Source organism: Lysinibacillus sp. RC46 (assembly GCF_041262385.1).
In the GTDB taxonomy this organism is placed as follows: domain Bacteria; phylum Bacillota; class Bacilli; order Bacillales_A; family Planococcaceae; genus Lysinibacillus.
Genome location: NZ_JBGCCF010000011.1, coordinates 37,515 through 56,284, shown reverse-complemented (window position 1 = coordinate 56,284; position 18,770 = coordinate 37,515). Strand labels below are relative to the sequence as shown.

Annotated in this window: 16 protein-coding genes; 4 read left to right on the top strand and 12 right to left on the bottom strand. The window is 38.1% G+C overall.

Annotated features, from left to right (window positions below; translation table 11 throughout):
* Positions 1-67: 67 nt before the first annotated feature.
* The 4 genes from ABH966_RS11855 to ABH966_RS11840 all read right to left on the bottom strand — a co-directional run bounded on the left by ABH966_RS11855 (position 68) and on the right by ABH966_RS11840 (position 3,754).
* A complete protein-coding gene (locus ABH966_RS11855) occupies positions 68-454 on the bottom strand; it encodes an SRPBCC family protein (protein ID WP_370078608.1) in 387 nt (128 codons plus the stop codon).
* A 155-nt stretch (positions 455-609) separates the two neighbouring features.
* Positions 610-1,398 (bottom strand): ABC transporter permease, encoded by a 789-nt coding sequence (locus ABH966_RS11850; RefSeq protein WP_370078606.1) that lies wholly within the window; start codon positions 1,396-1,398, stop codon positions 610-612.
* Positions 1,395-2,405, bottom strand: coding sequence for an ATP-binding cassette domain-containing protein (locus ABH966_RS11845; protein WP_370078604.1), 1,011 nt, complete (start codon positions 2,403-2,405; stop codon positions 1,395-1,397). Before ABH966_RS11845 ends, ABH966_RS11850 begins: the two co-directional genes overlap by 4 nt.
* Positions 2,406-2,554: 149 nt before the next feature.
* Complete coding sequence (locus ABH966_RS11840; RefSeq protein ID WP_370078602.1) at positions 2,555-3,754, bottom strand: MFS transporter; 1,200 nt, start codon at positions 3,752-3,754, stop codon at positions 2,555-2,557.
* 133 nt (positions 3,755-3,887) lie between these two features.
* On the opposite strand from ABH966_RS11840, the gene ABH966_RS11835 reads away from it, so the two are divergent.
* A complete protein-coding gene (locus ABH966_RS11835) occupies positions 3,888-4,766 on the top strand; it encodes a LysR substrate-binding domain-containing protein (protein WP_370078600.1) in 879 nt (292 codons plus the stop codon).
* Positions 4,767-4,991: 225 nt separating this feature from the next.
* Here the strand turns inward: ABH966_RS11835 and ABH966_RS11830 are convergent, their stop codons facing one another.
* From ABH966_RS11830 to ABH966_RS11805, 6 genes are all read right to left on the bottom strand, one after another.
* A complete protein-coding gene (locus ABH966_RS11830) occupies positions 4,992-6,092 on the bottom strand; it encodes a lactonase family protein (protein WP_370078598.1) in 1,101 nt (366 codons plus the stop codon).
* 131 nt (positions 6,093-6,223) lie between these two features.
* Positions 6,224-7,216, bottom strand: coding sequence for a sensor histidine kinase (locus ABH966_RS11825; RefSeq protein ID WP_370078596.1), 993 nt, complete (start codon positions 7,214-7,216; stop codon positions 6,224-6,226).
* The gene (locus ABH966_RS11820) at positions 7,213-7,884 is read right to left on the bottom strand and encodes a response regulator transcription factor (protein ID WP_370078594.1); all 672 of its coding nucleotides are present in this window, start codon (positions 7,882-7,884) and stop codon (positions 7,213-7,215) included. Before ABH966_RS11820 ends, ABH966_RS11825 begins: the two co-directional genes overlap by 4 nt.
* The gene (locus tag ABH966_RS11815; RefSeq protein ID WP_370078592.1) at positions 7,884-8,873 is read right to left on the bottom strand and encodes an alpha/beta fold hydrolase; all 990 of its coding nucleotides are present in this window, start codon (positions 8,871-8,873) and stop codon (positions 7,884-7,886) included. The genes ABH966_RS11820 and ABH966_RS11815 overlap by 1 nt, the downstream gene beginning before the upstream one ends.
* Positions 8,874-8,995: 122 nt before the next feature.
* Positions 8,996-10,807, bottom strand: coding sequence for an ABC transporter ATP-binding protein (locus ABH966_RS11810; protein WP_370078590.1), 1,812 nt, complete (start codon positions 10,805-10,807; stop codon positions 8,996-8,998).
* Positions 10,804-12,537 (bottom strand): ABC transporter ATP-binding protein, encoded by a 1,734-nt coding sequence (locus ABH966_RS11805; RefSeq protein WP_370078588.1) that lies wholly within the window; start codon positions 12,535-12,537, stop codon positions 10,804-10,806. Before ABH966_RS11805 ends, ABH966_RS11810 begins: the two co-directional genes overlap by 4 nt.
* A 314-nt stretch (positions 12,538-12,851) precedes the next feature.
* On the opposite strand from ABH966_RS11805, the gene ABH966_RS11800 reads away from it, so the two are divergent.
* The 3 genes from ABH966_RS11800 to ABH966_RS11790 all read left to right on the top strand — a co-directional run bounded on the left by ABH966_RS11800 (position 12,852) and on the right by ABH966_RS11790 (position 15,320).
* Complete coding sequence (locus tag ABH966_RS11800) at positions 12,852-13,913, top strand: tetratricopeptide repeat protein (RefSeq protein WP_370078586.1); 1,062 nt, start codon at positions 12,852-12,854, stop codon at positions 13,911-13,913.
* A 182-nt stretch (positions 13,914-14,095) separates the two neighbouring features.
* Positions 14,096-14,998, top strand: a complete 903-nt coding sequence (locus ABH966_RS11795; protein WP_370078584.1) for a M23 family metallopeptidase — start codon at positions 14,096-14,098, stop codon at positions 14,996-14,998.
* Between the two features lie 46 nt (positions 14,999-15,044).
* Positions 15,045-15,320: a DUF4190 domain-containing protein gene (locus tag ABH966_RS11790; protein ID WP_370078582.1), complete on the top strand. Its 276-nt coding sequence runs from the start codon at positions 15,045-15,047 to the stop codon at positions 15,318-15,320.
* Positions 15,321-15,469: 149 nt separating this feature from the next.
* Here ABH966_RS11790 and ABH966_RS11785 read toward each other — a convergent pair whose 3' ends face one another.
* Together ABH966_RS11785 and ABH966_RS11780 are read right to left on the bottom strand one after the other, a co-directional pair.
* A complete protein-coding gene (locus ABH966_RS11785; protein WP_370078580.1) occupies positions 15,470-16,510 on the bottom strand; it encodes a ribonucleotide-diphosphate reductase subunit beta in 1,041 nt (346 codons plus the stop codon).
* A 12-nt stretch (positions 16,511-16,522) separates the two neighbouring features.
* Positions 16,523-18,736 (bottom strand): ribonucleoside-diphosphate reductase subunit alpha, encoded by a 2,214-nt coding sequence (locus tag ABH966_RS11780; protein ID WP_370078578.1) that lies wholly within the window; start codon positions 18,734-18,736, stop codon positions 16,523-16,525.
* Between the last annotated feature and the right edge of the window lie 34 nt (positions 18,737-18,770).

The window sequence follows — 18,770 nt, the reverse complement described above, 5'->3', positions numbered from 1 at the left end:
TTACAGTTAGACTGATGAACAATAAAAAAGTTTCATGAAAAATGAAAATTTCCATGAAACATACAAGTTAACAGATTTCATTTCCCTCCACTAAAACTTTTAAGCTTGCGAGAGAAGCCCCGTAGCCGCTCGTATTAAAAGTGACCGTGGTGCCATTTTTTTCTTCCTGTAAAAATATAGCGATCAGCGTTTCTTCTACACCTAAGTAAAAAGAAAACTCTCGATTTGGCGTTACATTTTTAATCGTTAACACCATCGGTAATTTTTCTGCAAGCTGATTTTGTTCATTCGGCATTATCGAGAAAATCATCTCTTCTCCTGCCTCTAATTTGGGAATTTCCCAAGTTGAATCTGGGGCGTACCATTGCGTCAGTAGCTGTTCCTCTGTGACAGCCTGCCAAACTGTAGCAATACTTGCATCAATCCAAATCGAACTTTTTTCTGGATCCATCATCGCATTCCTCCGTTTGTTGAATTCATTCCTTTTTCCATCATTTTATCCTATTATAGGAATCAGTAACAGTTACAACTTTAATTCTCGCAACAATCCAAAATAAAAAGCGTGTTTTGACAATTGCTTGATCAAAACACACTCTTTAAGGATTTTTCTTATGTTCTACGCATATAAGCACGAACTGTCAGTGGTGCAAAAATGATGACAACAATTGCCGCTCCAATAAGTGAAGCTGACAAATCCCAACCTATAGTTCCTGAATTTGCAAGTTCTCTAACGGCTGTGACGAGATGTGAAATTGGATTAAATTTCACAAACCACTGCAGGAAATTTGGCAAAGTCTCTGCTGGTACAAAAGCGTTAGAAAGAAATGTCAGTGGAAACAGAACGAGCATGGAAATTCCCTGTACACTCGAAGCTGTACGTGCAATGACACCAAAGAAGGCAAAAATCCAGCTAATAGCCCAGGCACAGACAATAACTAAAAGCCCCGCAAGTACAACGTAACCAAATCCACCTTCTGGTCGATACCCCATGATATATCCCATAGTAAAAGTAAGTACAGTTGCAATTGTATAACGAATTGTATCCGCCAATAGGGCCCCTGCCAGTGGAGCAATGCGGGCAATCGGTAGTGATTTAAATCGATCAAACACCCCTTTATCCATATCTTCCCGCAATTGGACTCCTGTAACGATTGAGGTAGTGATGACCGTTTGCACGAGAATTCCTGGAATGATGACTGGCAAATAGTTTTGCACATTGCCCGAAATGGCTCCCCCAAAAATATAGGTGAACATGAGGGTGAAAATAATCGGCTGAAGCGTTACGTCAAATAATTGCTCAGGTGTACGTCGAATTTTTAATACGCCTCGATAGGCCATCGTTAACGAATTTCTTAAAGATTGATTGAAGCTCGGCTTCTTTAGCAATTGACTTTTCATACTCTTTCCCCCTCTACTTGCTCAGAGCCTTTGAGTTCTTGGGGAACATTCTCATCGGTAATTGTCAAAAACACTTCATCTAAGGTCGGTTTTTGTACGCTGAACTCATCAAGTTGTATTCCTTTTTGACGAAGGGCGATCAGTAAATCCGTCACTGCGTCAACATTTGCCATCGGGGCCGTAATCTTCCCGATGTCCTGTGTAACTGTAGTTTTTACGTCGAGTATTTGTTCTACGGTTTCACGAGCAACTATGATCTCCTGAGGATTTTGAATGTTCAAATGTAAAGATGATGTACCTACAGATGCCTTTAGCTCATCGACCGTTCCCTCCGCAACAACTCGACCATGATCAATAACGGCAAGTCGATCTGCTAGCTCATCAACCTCTTGCAAATACTGTGTCGTTAATAGGACGGTTGATCCTGTATCTACTAATCGGCGGATTGTGTCCCACATTTGATTGCGTGTTCGAGGGTCTAACCCTGTAGTCGGCTCATCTAAGAAAATCAATGGTGGCTGTGCGATAAGACTTGCAGCCAAGTCCAAGCGACGTCGCATACCACCAGAGAAATTTTTCAAAGGACGTTTGGCAGCTTCTGATAAACCGAACTCTTCCAGTAATTCAGCTGCTTTATTTCGAGCCTCTGTACGTCCCAATCCTAGCAAACGAGAGAAGATTATCAAATTTTCCGTTGCACTAAGTGACTCGTCAACCGAAGCATACTGACCAGTGACTCCAATTAATTGACGGACAATGTGAGGCTCTTTCACTATGTCATAACCGAATATTCGTGCCGACCCCGCATCTGCTCGTAGAAGGGTTGCGAGCATTCTGATCGTAGTAGTCTTTCCCGCTCCGTTAGGGCCAAGTACACCATAGATAGTGCCAGCACGTACGTTTAGATCGACATCATCAACAGCACGATTTTCTCCAAAATGTTTGATGAGACCATGTGCTTCAATGGCCCATTCACTATTCCCTATCGTGCTTTCCATTCTATTCATTGTATTTCCTCCTTCGCTTATTTCCATCATTTCATTTTTCTTGAAACAGATGAAAATCACTTTTCTAAGTTTTTTATAGATGTTGTCTATAAACGGATAATACAACAAATATATGAACTGAATGTGAACCGAATTTGGGTTTATTTTTGCTACGATACTACAGCGTTTTTGTTTTGGGTCACTCTATATAAATTCATTGCACCGAGAGCGACAAATATGGCTACAATGTCCAGCGCCAATTGATAACTTGCAAAAAAAGTTACCATGAATCCAAATAACGAAGGGGCGATCACAATAAATAACTGATTCAACGTCAAGGCTGCACTTACAGTTAGACCAACATATTGTGGATTCGATTGCTCTGTTACACAAGCGATAAACAGTGAATACCAGCCAAGTGCTACGAAGCCTAATAAGAAACAACCTAATAGCATCAACATTTTTGCATGTAGCATAAGCGGCAATATGACGATAAGAATAACTGCACTAGCCATTACGATCATTAATAAAAATTCCCGCTTCTGCGCAAAAAATTGATCACTAATCCACGCAATTGCTACCCTTCCAATCATTCCACCGATTAATACAACGCTTAAATATTGCCCCGCCTCTGTTAAGGAATAACCTCCTTCTTGATGTAAATAACTCATGAAATGAGCAACAAGTATCATTTGTAACGTCATCATCACAATCCCAACAATATAGATTGGATATAAATCTTTATTATTTTTAATAGCTTCTAGCTTCTCTTTAAAAGTGACAGAGGTTGTAGCTACTGCTTCGCGATTTTTAGGCTCCTGATAAATCAGTAAAAAAAGCAATCCACCAGCAATAGCCACCAATCCTTGTACAAGATGTACCGATATTAGGCTATGATGATAGTACATATATGTGAGAATGGCTGACGCTAAAGCTCCACCGATAGGAATGCCTGTTTGTCGAATGCCAATCGCTAGTCCGCGATGTTTGTCTGGAAACCATTTCACAATTGCGGTGCTGCCCCCTGTTTGTGCACTTCCGTACCATACGCCCACGATTAATAATAAAAATAACAATACTGCATAATTATTGACCAACATGAGAAGTAAAGCTGAGAACCCTAATAAAATAGAGCCCCATCCGATAATTTGTTTTTCTCCTCTTTTATCCATTAAATAGCCGAACAGCATCATCGAAAAAATTGGCCCAATATTAACAGCAGAAACGATAAAACCTGTTTGAAACGATGATAAATCCCATTCAATTTGATAAAATGTAGCAATTGGCCCCATGCCGTACGTCACAAAAGTTGCCGCAGTTTGGGACAGTGTCGCTACTAATACGATGATCCATTTATAATATGTATTCATAAAAATTCCTCCAATGCTGTTTCACTGATTCATTAACTTTACGTATTTGAGTTTACGCTTGCTCAATGAATGCGTAAAATGGAGGAAAGTGATAGTAGCTATCAAAAAATTTTATAGGTGTGTGACATACAACATGAACATAGAAGAAATAGCATTAAAAATCGAAATTTTAGAGAGGCAAAATCTTAGTAAATCCGCTGAAATCACAAATTATACGCAATCTGCCTTAACCTCTAAAGTGAAGAAAATGGAGGGAGAGATTGGTCAGGAGGTGTTTAAGCGTACACCGCAGGGCTTGAAGATTACAAATGTAGGGACACAATATTTAAAATTTCTAAAGCTTATTACACAGGAGTACGATGAATTTTTACAAGAGATTGGTTTGACACAAACGAAGTCGAAAATTACCCTTGGCACTTCTCATACAACGATTAAAATTTATGGCGCATCCATTATGAATGCCTTGCAGACAAATAATATTCCTTTAGATGTCGATTTCACTGTGGAGTCTAGCACTTCCTTAAATGAAAAAATACATAATGCCGAAATGGATTGTGCACTGACGAGTAATCCTATTAAACACTACCCTGATGTAAATTATGACTTGATTGCAACAGAAACATTTGAAGTCATTTCGAACAATTCTTATATTATTGATTTTGAGAAACGTTCACCTGTCACACTCCTTGTGTTAAGTAGAGGCTGTATGTATACACGGGCGATGGCAGAGTGGTTAAAAAAGAATGAAGTTCCATTTACGATGAAAGAAATAAAATCGGTCAGTAGTATCCTTGATTTCCTACAAATTGACAATACGATTGCTGTATTAAATACAAAACTAATTGACCTTTATAACTACTCCAACATTCACTATTACGATTTGCCGCAGTTAAATAAAGTGATCGAGACTGTCTTTATTTACAAGAAGAACGAAAGTCAACAATCTTCTATTTTTCAATTAAAACATGTGATTAAATCATTGTTGCTGGAAGACCCTATCGAACGAAGCTAGTTCGATAGGGCCTTCTAGTGATTTATCGGAACAATTTTTAAATTTATCGCCTAACTTTTTTAATTTATCTACCAACTTTTAAAATTTATCAACCAACTTTTTTAATTTATCACCCAACTTTAATTTATCACCTAACTTTTAAAATTCATCAGCCAACTTTTTTTATTTATCACTCAACTTTTAAAATTCATCACCCAACTTAACTTTTTATCGCTCAACTTAAAGTCAAAGAACCGCTAATCCCTGCGAGCCAAAATAAGGGAGTTGAGTCCATGCAGCAACCTGCAATCTAACTAGACTTCCATCCCCTTGAATAGCAAATACGGAGACTGTTCCCTGATTTCCGTTCAGGGTGTAAAAATGCCGCCCATCTTTACTCACTCCAACATCCATCGGTAGTCCTGGAGCTGTACCTTGCGGTGTACTAGTAATATGCCCTGCCACTGACAGTTCACCATTGGGATCGATTCGGTAGGTGGAAATAGTGCCACTTAAAGTATTTGTTATGAATGCAAAACGTTCATCTCTAGTTGTGATTACCCAGCATGCGGTTTTATATCCGTTTGGTACAGAGCCACTGATCACTTGGAGAATCCCGTCGTTGTTCATTGAATAGGATGACAGGGCATTTGAACTCGCTTCAGTAACTAAGAGGATTCCAGAGGATAGAAAATAGGCACCCAATGGACCGTCACCATAAGAATCATTAACGATTGGTTCTGAAACTGTACCATTTTGATTTACGTTGAAAACGCTAAGACGGTTTGTAGTATACTCGGTTACAAGGAGCTTACTGCCATCACGTGTGAAAAGAACCTGAGCAGGCTCGGCATTGAAAGTACTGAGAGAACGTGAGGAGCCAGCAATAGGAGTAAGGCGTCCATGTTCTTCTATGCGAAAACCCATGATGTTAGATGCAAAATTGTTTGTGCCATACCCTACATTGGCAACATAGATAAAATCACCAAACACATCTACACTATTTGGCTGAGCACCTCCCGATGGCTTTACGTCCACTAGAACAGGTACACCGCTGTCACTAATGATAAAACTGCTGATACTATGGCTGCCTGCGTTCACTGCGAGAAGAAAACGACCATCATGGGATAAGGTTAATGCTCCTTGTGACGTCAGAGGATCGACACCATTGTTTGGGGTTGCCGCTGAGACTTTCCTTATGCCAGTACCTCTACCATTAGTTGGATAGGCACCCACAAAGGCGAGCATTCCATTTGTGTCCCTGTAAAAGGCAATGACTTGATTCATGACTTCATTATTCGTCATCATGTAAACCATACTTACACTTGCAGGGGAATTTTTGTTCATATAAACTTTCCTCCTTTTATAGCTTTATATGGTTCTTTAACGGTTTCAATTCCCTGTTTTTTATTTAAAAACATCAACTAACTTTTTTCGACGTAATAAAAAACAACGGCAAAATGAAAAAGCCGTTGTTTTTATGTTGAAATAGAAAAACAAAATGATGTCCCTTCTTCGGTTGAATGAAGTGAATAGCTTACTTGAAGAATTCTAGCGATGTCATCAATGATCTTCAAACCTAGACCCCCACTTAAACGATTTTGTTCAAAGCCAATACCGTTATCAATCATGAAAATCATACTATCTGTTATTGTTATCTCAAGCTTCGTAGCATTGGAATGTTTCAATGTATTTTGGAACACATTATCGAACATTCGTTGAAGCCATAGCTCATTACTAGTCCATGCTAAATGAGTATCCTCTGGATGATAGATTAATTCAATGTTATGCATTCTATATAAATAGCTCCATTTTTTTATCATCGTTTCTAACAGTATCGCGAGTTGTACTTGTTCCGTCACTATATAAGAATTCTCAATATCGTCTAAGGACTGCAAATTAAATTCATTCGTTAAGCTAGCGATATACTGTATTTGCTCATTCAAGGATTCTACCAATTTTGGTTGTTCCTTATAGTAATCTTCTAGATAAAATAATTGTAAACGGAGCGCTGTTAATGGTGTATTAATGTCGTGCCTCAGCTTTTGTAGTAGCTCTTTTTGTTGCTCTTGCTGTTGTTTAAGCTCTAATTCCCGATAAGAAGTTCGCTCAATTAGTATATTCACCGACTGAATTAGCTGTCCAATTTCATCCTCACTGCCAGCCTCTAATGTACTCGGTGTACTTTCATTACTCGCTAAGTCACGAATCGTTTTGTTTAGCATATTAATTTTCGCTAGTAATGAATTGATCGATTTCGAAAATAAAAATGCTAGCAAACATAAGGATAGGAAGAACACAATCAGCATCGTTGGATAGGCGAAAGATTCATGGAATGGAGTGCCTTTATTTCTAGTTTTAAAAGCAAATTCGTAAATAATAGACATCGACACACTAATCCCTAACAAGACGATTGGAACACTAACTATAGCAGTAAATAATAATAATCGATATTTTGTTTTTAATGTCATTTCTTTATGTAGGTATTTAATCGATACCCTTCTCCGTAAATATTTTGTAGGATGGTACCTGATGAATCATTCATTTTCGTTCTAATCTTTTTGATGTGAACATTGATGATATTTTGATTTCGATCTTCAAGTGGCCATAAATAGTCAAAAAAGTGATCCTTCGTTAACACCCTATCCTTGTTGTCAAATAAATAAAAGAAGATTTTACGTTCGATTGCTGTTAATGAAATTTCATCATGTATATTATTTTTAAATAATTTACGATGTTCGGTATCAATTAATAGATGCTGGATTTGCGTAAATGTTCCATATTGCTGCTCTAGCATTTTCTGCATTCTTAAAAGGAGCTCTCTCGGATCAAATGGTTTTGTCATATATTCTTCACCAACTGTTAACCCTTGAAGCTTGCTCTCTATATCGTTACGAGCCGAAAGAAAAATAATGGGGATATTTAAGCCTAAGCTTTTAATGTTCTTTGTTAGCTGATAGCCATCCTCCCCTGGAAGCATAATGTCCATTATGACTAAATCGATTTGATGGATAAGATTCATAATTTCTCGTCCATCAGTTTTCCATACAACGTCGTAACCTTCACGTTGTAGTATTTTTTGCATCAAATCGCCAATCATTTGGTCGTCTTCTACTATTAAAATTGTAAATCCTTTCATTACCTCGACCTTTCTTTGTTGCCAACTTTTGTCTTCATAAATTCTATCGCAAGATTATAAATTTCATCAGGTTTATATAAATAAATACTATGAGTACCACTTATTTCTTTCACTTCCGCTATATTAATTTGATCGGCAAATTCAGCATATTTCTGGCGATGGTACTTCGTAAATTCCAAATCTTTATTTTGTTCAGCAATGGCATCTATTAATAATATCGGAGTGTCTTTTGGTTTCGGAAGCTCTTCTGATTTTAAACTATTTTCATACACATGTAGTAGCTCATTTTTCATATCATTATTAAAAACTTGTTTATAGGATAGTGCTTTATAAATTTCTTTTTCTTCCCCCGTTAAAAACGATTGTTTTATTACTTCTGGATTATACACTTGCGAAGGTGTTAAACGATGTACGCCCAATTTCGTTAGCAAATTCATTCCCCTAACAGTCCATAAATCGACTACTCCCATTTTATGCTCCACATATTGACTTGGCAAACCAATATCAAGCGCAATAATCCCCTTAATTTCTTCAGGATATTTTTGAGCCCAATAAATAGCTTCAACCCCTGAAATGGAATGAGGTACTAATATATAAGGAGGCTTATTCCCACTTTTCAGGAGCGCTTCCCTCATCTGCGCTAACATTGTATCAACATCTCGTTCGTCCTTCGAGACATCGCTATAGCCATATCCCGCTCTTTCAATAACAGCAATCTTATGTTCTTGAGAAAATTTACTGTACAGTCCTTTCATTTCATAAATAGGTGCTGCAACCCCTGAGCCTGCCATAAACACATAAGTGTCCTGACCATCCCCCTCAGTGTAAACATTGATTTTTTGATGATCGACCTCAACAAGTGTTCCTTTAATATCTAAAAGTTTGGATTCCTTACTTAGCTGATATCGATGATAGCTGAATATCGCCACTAGTCCAATAAGCATGAACGCGATAAAGTAGATGACTATTTTCTTAAACATTTTTTTCATAAATTTCCCCTCTCAGTTGATAATGAAAAGGATAAACAATAAAAATAAATTTCCCATAAATTTTTTGCAGAAAATAAAAAAGCTGTCTATTAAGCTTACTTAATAGACAGCCTTCTATATTATTATTCCACTTGCTCTAGCAAAAGTTTTTGTTGGAGATTACTATAAATGCCTTGTTTTTTCATGAGCTGCTCGTGATTGCCCTGCTCAACTATTTCACCTTGTTGAATAACAAGAATTTGGTCAGCATTTTCGATTGTTTTTAGACGGTGCGCAATAACAAAGCTTGTGCGCCCCTGCATTAAATGCTGGAGACCTTTTTGAATATCGACCTCTGTTTGCGTATCCACACTGGATGTAGCTTCATCTAAAATCAAAATATCCGAATTTTCTAAAATTTCCTGGGCAATAGCCAATAATTGTCGTTGACCTTGACTTAAGTTCGCCCCACCTGCCTGTACAGGTGTATCGTATTGAGCTGGTAAATATTTAATGAAGTTATGGGCATTCGCGATTTTCGCCGCTTCTTCCACCTCTTCATCTGTAGCATCTAGTTTACCGAAACGAATATTTTCACGAATCGTTCCGGAAAATAAATACGTATCCTGCAATACAACACCCACTCGTTGACGGATCGTTGCCATTTTAAAATCCTCAATGTTATGACCATCAATCAAAATTTCACCTGCATCGACATCATAAAAACGAGTTAACAAATTGATTATCGTTGTTTTCCCTGATCCGGTTGGGCCAACAAGTGCAATAGTTTCACCAGCCTTGGCATGGAAGCTAATATTTTTCAGTACTGGCTTCTCTGGTACATAGCTGAAGGATACATGTTGAAATGACACGTCCCCTTTTAAACTTTGACAATCAATGGCATGCTTTTTATCAGCTACTTCCGAAGGTTCATCTAAAATTTCGAAGACTCGTTCGGCCCCAGCAATCGCTGACTGGAATGTATTCAAAAGGTTAGATAGCTGATTCAGCGGACGGAAAAATTGACGTGTATACGTGACAAATGCGGCGATAACCCCAATTGAAACGATTCCTTTTACCGATAAAAATGCTCCTGTACCAATAACAACAGCTAAACCTAAGTTATTCATAAAGTTATTAATAGGCCCGAGTAGACCAGAAGTAATTTCTGCTCGCTGTGCCGAGTTACGGAGATTTTCATTCTGTTTATGGAACGTCTCAATCGTTTGTTGTTCTGTTCCAAAAAGTGTCACAACCTCCGCCCCCGTAATCATCTCCTCAATAGTACCGTTCAGCTTCCCTAAATCACGTTGACGTGCCGCATAGTTTTTACTACTACGTTTGACAATTTGCTTCGTCGTAAAAACTATGAGTGGAATAATGATCAGCGTCACGATTGCTAGCTGCCAGCTAAGCGAGAACATAGCAATACTAACACCGATTACCGTTAGGACCGACGATACGATTTGTGTCACACTTTGTGCAAGTGCCGTATTTAAATTATCAATATCATTCGTTACACGGCTCATTAAATCACCGAGCGCTCGCTGATCGAAAAATCTCAGTGTTAATGTTTGTAGCTTTTTAAATAGTTCCAGTCGCAATGTTCGAATAGTTTTCATCGCCACATGAATCATGACATATGTTTGTAGCCAAGTAAAAATAGACGCTGCAGTATAGATAACTGCTAGCACAACACCTAGACGAATCGTACCAGCAATGTCCTTTTTCATAATATATTCATCAACGATATGTCCAATTAAGTACGGCCCTGCTAAGCTTAAAAATGTAGAAGCTACTACAAAAAAGATAGAAAAATAAAGGCCTATTTTTTGTTGCTTCACATATTGCCACACACGATTAATCGTTGCTTTTTGATTTTCAGCCTTCTCAGCTGGCCCAGCCATACGTGGACCACGTCCGAAATTCATTTGCTTTGGTTGACTTTTACTCATTGTTGTACACCAGCCTTTTGCTGTGAAGCGTAAATTGCTTGGTAAGGTTTGTTATTCTGCAATAACTGTTGATGTGTACCTTGACCAACAATTTCGCCGTCCTCTACTACTAGAATCAGGTCCGCCTGTTGAATAGAAGCAATTTTAGACGCTACGATAAACGTCGTTGTGTCTTGATATTCATTGCTTATGGCTTGCTGGACATGTTTTTCAGAGGAGCTATCAAGAGCAGATGTTGTATCATCCAGCACTAAAATGGCAGGTTGTCTGACGAGTGCACGCGTTAACGCCAATCGCTGCTTTTGACCGCCAGAGAGATTGGTTGCCCCCTGTGAAAGTTCATATGCTAAGCCTTTATCCAACCGGTCCACAAATTCAGTGGCACATGCTGCATCTAGAGCTTGCTGAATTTCCTCTGACGTTGCATCCTCTTTGCCAAGACGGATATTATTGTCAATTGCACCTGAGAACAGTAATGCTTTTTGAGAGGTAAAGCCGATATGTTTGCGTAAAGTGGATAATGCATAATCCTTTAGAGGCTTTCCATCCAAGTGTATTTCTCCACTTGTTGGATCAAATAAACGTGGTAATAACTTCACTAGCGTTGATTTTCCACTACCTGTTTTTCCGATCAGACCCACCGTTTGCCCCGGCTTTACGGAAAATGTAATATTTTTTAGCACATCCTCAGCCGATTCATAATAACGATAGCTCACATTTTGAAAGTCAATCGCCCCTTGAATTGGCGATGTAAGTGGATTTTCCGCTTCCTTAACCGCTACTTCTTTATTTAAGACGTCTACGATACGCTCCCCTGAAGGAATAGCACGTGCAATTTGCATTAGCACCATGCTAGAAGTCATCAAACCATTAAGTATAATCGTTAAATAATTAATAAAAGCTAGAATGACCCCAACTTGTAATGTACCGGCTTCTACTTTAATTGCCCCAAGCCAAAGCGCTGCTACAATTCCTAGATTAACAACGAACATCGTAAACGGCACAAGTACGCCAACAATTTGCTCGGCTGTAATAAAGCGCTTCGTCAGCGTATCATTAAGCTCACTAAATTGTTCAATTTGTTGCGTTTCACGACGGAACGCCTTCACAACACGAATCCCCGCTAAATTTTCCTGAAGCTTCGTATTAACACCATCAATTGCCTCCTGCACTCTACGGTATAGGACACCTGAGTACTTTGTGAAAAAGTACATCGCAATAATCAATATCGGCACAATAATAAGTAGGATCGAAAATAGCTCACGTGCCGTCACAAAAACAATAATGACCGCTCCAATAAATAATAGAGGACCACGTACAAAAATACGCAATGTCATCATAAACGCACGCTGAACACTTTCCACATCATTCGTTAAAATCGTAATAAGCTTCCCTGTTGTAAAAGCGTCACGTTCCTTTGCCGAATACGTCATCATTTTTTCATACAGTGACTGACGAACATCCGATGCAAAATGGATCGCTGCCTTCGAACTATAATAGGAGCAGCCAATCCCACCAACAAGTCCAAACACTGCACTCATTAGCATCCAGACGAACATTTTTAACACATATGGATTGTCGCCATTAGCAATACCCGTATCAATCATATGCTGCATAATAGTCGGCTGAAGTAAATCCATCGTTACCTCTAGTACCATTAATAATGGCGCAATCAAGGTAAAAAATTTATAGGGCCCTAAAAACCCTCCTAACTGTTTAATTGCCTGCATTCTTTCGTCTCCGTTCTTTTCTTTCACATCCGCTCTTAATTATAACTGAAAATCATTCTCAAATGGTAATTAATTTTTTCGTGTTTCGTAATATTCGGGACACGTTTAATCATGTAAATGAACTTCTAGCTTAAATAAAAGGATGTTTTATCCTATTTTTCCAGTATAATAATTATAGGTAATTAATTGGCTCATCATCATAACTTAAGGCTGAATTCTGTTCCGACTGAGCGCTTTCCTGAGGGCGTCCAGTTTCCCACTGCAATAAATTTTTGGTATGAGCACTTAAATCAAAGCAGAAACGAGGATGAATCATGGAAAACACAATACATAGAGCATTACAACTACGAAGCCAAGGAAAACTACAAGAATCGAAAGAAATGTTTTTGACATTATTATCAAATAATCCTCTCAATCCTTCCCTCCACTTTCAATGTGCACGAAGCTTTGATATTTTAGCTGAAGAAACAAAGGCAATGCCATTTTATGAGAAGGCGATTGAATTAGGCTTAGCAGATGATGAACTAGAGGACGCATTTATCAAATTAGGCTGCATTTATCGAACACACGAACGCTTTGTAGAGGCGAAAAAGCTATACTTAGAAGCGTTGAGTAAATTTCCTAAAAAAGAACAAATGAAAATATTTTACGCGATGTCATTATATAACTTAGGAGAGCATGCTGAAGCAATGGGTTTCTTAATTAGCAACATCGCTTATACGACAACTGATCAAGATATATTAACGTACTATCGAACAATTACTTATTTAGGTCATCGATTAGATTCTAGTAGCGATGAAATTATCACACTTGATAAAAATCAGCAATTACAGCCTTCTACAAAATCTATTGTAGAAAAAGTAACAGAGGGTCTTAAAGGTTTTGGTATTGGAGGTTTTTATACTAGTAGAGGTTTTGAGTATGATGAATATTATCGCTTTTTTAATGATCGAGATTTAGAAACACGGAGATGTGCCCTTACCGCTTTTACAGTAATGCTCGGTGCATGGCATGCTCTCAGTGGTTTTACCTTTATTCCACAGCACGACCGAAAATATTTAGGTGGATATAATCCAAATGAACCGCTTCATGAATTGAATAATTACATTGAAGCCTTCGTTGCTCATCATCAACAAATTAAACAAGATTTCCCTGTGATGTTTAACTATATGATTAGGTTTTTTATTTCTATTGAAGAAGAAAGAAAAGTACCATATGAACAATGGTTTCCAGAATTAGATGCTCATCTCGTCCAACGATTGAGAGATGAAGTATTACTTCCCAATAAATCACTTTTAGACGTCCCTACTGAATACAAATACTTTTTAAAGGAAGCTGGTATTCAACCATTTTTCGAAGACGATTTTTTTGAATAACTAGAGAAAAGCCATGTTAGCATGAATCACGCGAATATGGCTTTTTTCATGTAAGAACGCTGAACTCTCGGATAAAGGTTCTTTAATTATTATCACTATGTTAAAATGAAAATTAGAATGATATAAATATTACCAATAATGTAAGAGATTCTATTAAAGCATCTAAAGGGGGATGAGAAATAGTGCTTCCAATCTTTTATTCCATTGGTATGCTAATCGTATTACCTGCCAGCTTTATTATTTCGCTATGGAAAGCTGCTTTTAAAAGTAAACTGGAATGGTTGTTGGACTCATTGGTGACGGCAACACTAATCGTTTGGTTATTTCAAGCAGGAAACTGGAGTTGGGTCGGATATTATGTTCGCTTTCTTTGGTTGGCTCTCTTGATTGTCACTTTCATTTTTTCTTGGAAAAGGGTAAGAAATTTACCGTTTACCACAAAATATACGCTATCTCAAAAGTTTTCAATTGGTATTTATATTGTCCTCATTTTGGTTTTTGGTACTTATAATGCTTTGGTCGTGAAAAGCTATACAGTAACCGAAAAAGGAATTGAGTTATCTTTCCCACTTAAGGATGGCACCTATTATGTCGGACAGGGTGGCAATCAGGTGTTAATGAACTATCATCAAGCCTATCCAGGTCAAAAATATGCTTTAGACATTTTAAAATTAAATACGCTCGGAACCCGTGCAAGTGGACTATATCCAGAACAATTAGATAAATATCAAATATTCGCAGATGATTTATATAGTCCTTGTAACGGAAAAGTAGTCAACATACAAAATGATTTACCTGACCTCACTCCTCCGAAATCTAATCCAGAAAATCCTGAGGGAAATCATGTCACTCTTTCATGTGAGAACCATGATGCTACTGTTTTATTAGCTCATATGAAAAAAGGCAGCGTAGTGGTGGCACAAGGCGATAAAGTAACAACGGGCCAAATACTTGGAAAAGTAGGAAACTCGGGTAATACAAGCGAACCACATTTACATATTCACGCCGAAAAGGATGGGAAAGGTGTACCGATAACATTTAATGATCGATTTTTAGTGCGAAATAGTTTAGTACGATCATATTAACGATAAATAAAAAATGCTTAAATTCTTAAAAGAGGGCGGATAGCGAATGTCTGAAAAAAATCAAACAAACAATAATTCTGTAATTTCTTTAACGCTTGGAATTCTATCATTGTTTATACCTTTTATTGGCTTGATCTTAGGCATCATCGGAATAGTTTTTTCAAATAAAGCTGTAAAAGAAATTAATACAACTAATGAAAATGGTAGAGGATTAGCAACTGCAGGTTTAATTTGCAGTATAATAGGGATTATTTTACAAGTCCTTGCGATTTTGGGGTATGTAGCCTTTTTCTCAATGACGGTGGTAAATAATAACGGCTAACATGAGCACATTTCGTGCGATTTCTATTGTTTTTGTCCCCCGAACCCATTTGTTTAACCTGAGCAATTTTTTTCTTTTACTTAAGCGTCCCCCTATTCTCACAAAAAAATCCACCTCCATGTTTTTTCAACATGGAGGTGGACTTGGCATTACAAATCATCAAAGCCGTTATCTTCTACATTAACCTTTACATACTGGCGAGAACGTTGCTCGAAGAAATCTGTCTTCCCTAAATCAACATCCTCATACGCTTTAACCCACTTTAATGGATTTTTGCGATAGCCTTCAAATGGACGCTCTACGCCAAGCTGATTACAGCGTACATTAGCATAGAAATGTACATAATCATGCACATCTTCCACATCGAGGCCAGCAATTTTATCGCCAATTACTTCATTGGCCCAATCGATTTCTAGTTGAACGGCTTCACGGAAGATTTCCTGTACACGAGCTGCTCGTTCAGGTGTATCGTATTCAGGATATTCCTCTAATAGCTCCTGATAAATTTTCACAAATAAATCGACATGTAGCTGTTCATCGCGATTAATATAATTAATCATCGTTGACGAGGCCACCATTTTTTGATTGCGTGCTAAATGATAGAAGAACGCAAAGCCAGAATAGAAGAATAAACCTTCTAAAATCACATCATAAACAATCGCTTCTAGCATATTTTCAACAGATGGCTCCTCGGAAAATGCTTGGTAGCCCTTAATAACGAAATCATTACGTCGCTCTAGCACTGGCTCTGTACGCCAAAAATCAAATGTACGATCCTGCTCGTCTTTGTTGACAATACTTGATAGCACGTAGGAATAAGAGTGATTATGGATTACCTCTTGTTGCGCTAAAATAATCATTAGTGCATTTAAACTTGAATCTGTTAAATAATCCGCTACTTTCCCCGCAAAATCGGTTTGTACACTATCTAATAGTGCTAGCAAGCCAATGATTTTTAAAAAGGATTCCTGTTCATCTGCTGATAGCTGTGGAAACTGTTTGACATCATTGCTCATATTAATTTCAAACGGTGTCCAGAAGTTCCCTAGCATTTTTTTATACTTAGGATATGCCCAGCTAAAACGCACATCATCCCAGTTCAAAATGTTAGAAGAACGTCCGTTGACAATTCCTGTTGAACGGTTCGGTGCATCTTTATCCATAATTTGTCGTTTTGTAATAGTTGTCATTGTTATTTCCTCCTAGCTCGCGCAAGACTCACATTCTAGCAATTCTACAGATGTTGAGCGCACATAATAAGTCGTTTTTACACCGCTCGCCCAAGCATTCATATGCAATGCTAGTAAATCTTTCGCCTTAATCGTATTTTGAACGTATAAATTAAGTGAAATGCCTTGGTCGATATGACGTGCTCGTGCAGCATTTTGCTTGATTGTCCAATTTTGATCGATGAAATAAGCAGATTTATAATACCAAGTTGTCACAGGTGATAGATCAGGTACTGTTACTGGAATTTTGTAATCCTTCTTCTCTTCTGAATAACTCTTTTGGAAGATCGGATCAATCGTAGCCGTACTGCCTGCTAAAATAGATGTTGATGAGTTCGGTGCAACTGCCATTACATAGCCGTTACGCATACCTTTCTCAGCAACCGCGGCGCGTAATGCATTCCATTTATGACTGTCATAGCCACGTTTGTCAAAATACGCACCCGTATGCCAATCTGAGCCTTCAAATAATGGATAAGCTCCTTTTTCACATGCCAAATCGTTAGAAGCACGAATCGTTAAATATGCAATTTCTTCATATAGCTTGTCCGCAAACTCTACAGCTTCCTCAGACTCCCATTGAATTTCTTTCAAAGCTAATAAATGGTGCCAGCCAAACGTTCCAAGTCCAATACCACGGTAGCGTAGGTTCGTAATTTCTGCTTGTTTTACTGGAATTGTATTTAAAGCAATAACGTTATCTAACATACGTACTTGAACTGGGATTAATCGTTCTAGAACACCAGCCGGTACTGCTCTACCTAAATTGATAGACGATAAGTTACATACAACGAAATCTCCAGGCTTGCGACGTGTTACGATGACATCATCTTCAAGGGTAATAGACTCAAATTCAGTAGCTGACATATTTTGGAATATTTCTGTACACAGGTTCGAGCTGTAAACCATCCCTTCATGCTTATTCGGATTCATGCGATTGACTTCATCTCGATAGAACATAAACGGCACGCCTGTTTCAAGCTGAGAGCGCATAATACGCTTCATAATATCAATGGCTGGTACAACTTCACGACTTAACAATGGATTGGCGATACATTCCTCATATTTAGTACGGAAAGAGCCGTCACCCTTTTTCTCATCATAGAAATCCTCTAGTGAAAAGCCCATAACTTCTCGCACTTCATGTGGGTCAAATAAATGCCATTCCCCGCGCTCTTCTACCGTTTCCATAAATAAATCCGGTAAGCATAGCCCTGTGAAAATATCATGAGCACGCAAACGCTCATCCCCATTGTTTAAGCGTAAATCTAAAAACGTAAAGACGTCTTTATGCCAAACATCTAAATAGACAGCAATAGCGCCTTGTCGTTGACCAAGCTGATCGACTGAAACCGCCGTATTATTAAGTTGTTTAATCCATGGTAAAACACCACTTGATGCACCTTTAAAGCCTTTAATAGATGAGCCTCGGCTACGAATTTTACCCATATAAACACCAATACCACCGCCGTACTTCGATAATGTTGCGACATCTGTATTCGTGTCATAAATGCTTTGTAAACTATCATCTACTGTATCGATAAAGCAACTTGATAGCTGTCCATGTGTTTTACCTGCATTTGATAATGTTGGTGTGGCAACAGTCATATATAAATTACTCATTGCCCAGTAAGATTCACGTACTTTTTCTAAACGATTTTCTGTTTCATCCTGCATCAGAGTCATCGCAATGACCATCCATCGTTCCTGCGGTAATTCCACCGGTGTTTTCGTGTAATCACGGACTACATAGCGGTCCATTAATGTTTTTAAACCTATATACGTAAACAACTCATCTCGACTTGATTCTAAATAAGAAGCGAGTTCCTGAAGCTCCTGCTCACTATACTTTGTTGTTAAACTTTCATGATACAAACCAACTTCTGTATAGTGTGCTAAATGTTCTGGGAAAACCTTATAAACATCTTTCACTGAGACACCACGACGCATCGCAAATTGGTCATATAATTTTTCTAAATAAATTTGAGCTGCGACAAATGTCCAGTATGGCTCCTCTTCATCAATGAGGCTAAGCGTTTGTAAAATCATCGCATCTGCCCATGCTTCAAATGTGGCATTGTCGTTTTTTCGTAGCCATCGATCCGATAACCTCACAAAACTTTCGAGTTCATCCTCCGTGTAACTTTTCTTGAGCTTAGTCATTTGCTGTTCGATTTGAATTGTCATGTACACATTCTCTCCCTTTCCTTCTCCAGCAACA

Coding starts and splice junctions, on each gene's coding strand:
- ABH966_RS11855 (WP_370078608.1), bottom strand. CDS start 454: ATGATGGATCCAGAAAAAAGTTCGATTTGGATTGATGCAAGTATTGCT.
- ABH966_RS11850 (WP_370078606.1), bottom strand. CDS start 1,398: ATGAAAAGTCAATTGCTAAAGAAGCCGAGCTTCAATCAATCTTTAAGA.
- ABH966_RS11845 (WP_370078604.1), bottom strand. CDS start 2,405: ATGAATAGAATGGAAAGCACGATAGGGAATAGTGAATGGGCCATTGAA.
- ABH966_RS11840 (WP_370078602.1), bottom strand. CDS start 3,754: ATGAATACATATTATAAATGGATCATCGTATTAGTAGCGACACTGTCC.
- ABH966_RS11835 (WP_370078600.1), top strand. CDS start 3,888: ATGAACATAGAAGAAATAGCATTAAAAATCGAAATTTTAGAGAGGCAA.
- ABH966_RS11830 (WP_370078598.1), bottom strand. CDS start 6,092: ATGAACAAAAATTCCCCTGCAAGTGTAAGTATGGTTTACATGATGACG.
- ABH966_RS11825 (WP_370078596.1), bottom strand. CDS start 7,216: ATGACATTAAAAACAAAATATCGATTATTATTATTTACTGCTATAGTT.
- ABH966_RS11820 (WP_370078594.1), bottom strand. CDS start 7,884: ATGAAAGGATTTACAATTTTAATAGTAGAAGACGACCAAATGATTGGC.
- ABH966_RS11815 (WP_370078592.1), bottom strand. CDS start 8,873: ATGAAAAAAATGTTTAAGAAAATAGTCATCTACTTTATCGCGTTCATG.
- ABH966_RS11810 (WP_370078590.1), bottom strand. CDS start 10,807: ATGAGTAAAAGTCAACCAAAGCAAATGAATTTCGGACGTGGTCCACGT.
- ABH966_RS11805 (WP_370078588.1), bottom strand. CDS start 12,537: ATGCAGGCAATTAAACAGTTAGGAGGGTTTTTAGGGCCCTATAAATTT.
- ABH966_RS11800 (WP_370078586.1), top strand. CDS start 12,852: ATGGAAAACACAATACATAGAGCATTACAACTACGAAGCCAAGGAAAA.
- ABH966_RS11790 (WP_370078582.1), top strand. CDS start 15,045: ATGTCTGAAAAAAATCAAACAAACAATAATTCTGTAATTTCTTTAACG.
- ABH966_RS11785 (WP_370078580.1), bottom strand. CDS start 16,510: ATGACAACTATTACAAAACGACAAATTATGGATAAAGATGCACCGAAC.
- ABH966_RS11780 (WP_370078578.1), bottom strand. CDS start 18,736: ATGACAATTCAAATCGAACAGCAAATGACTAAGCTCAAGAAAAGTTAC.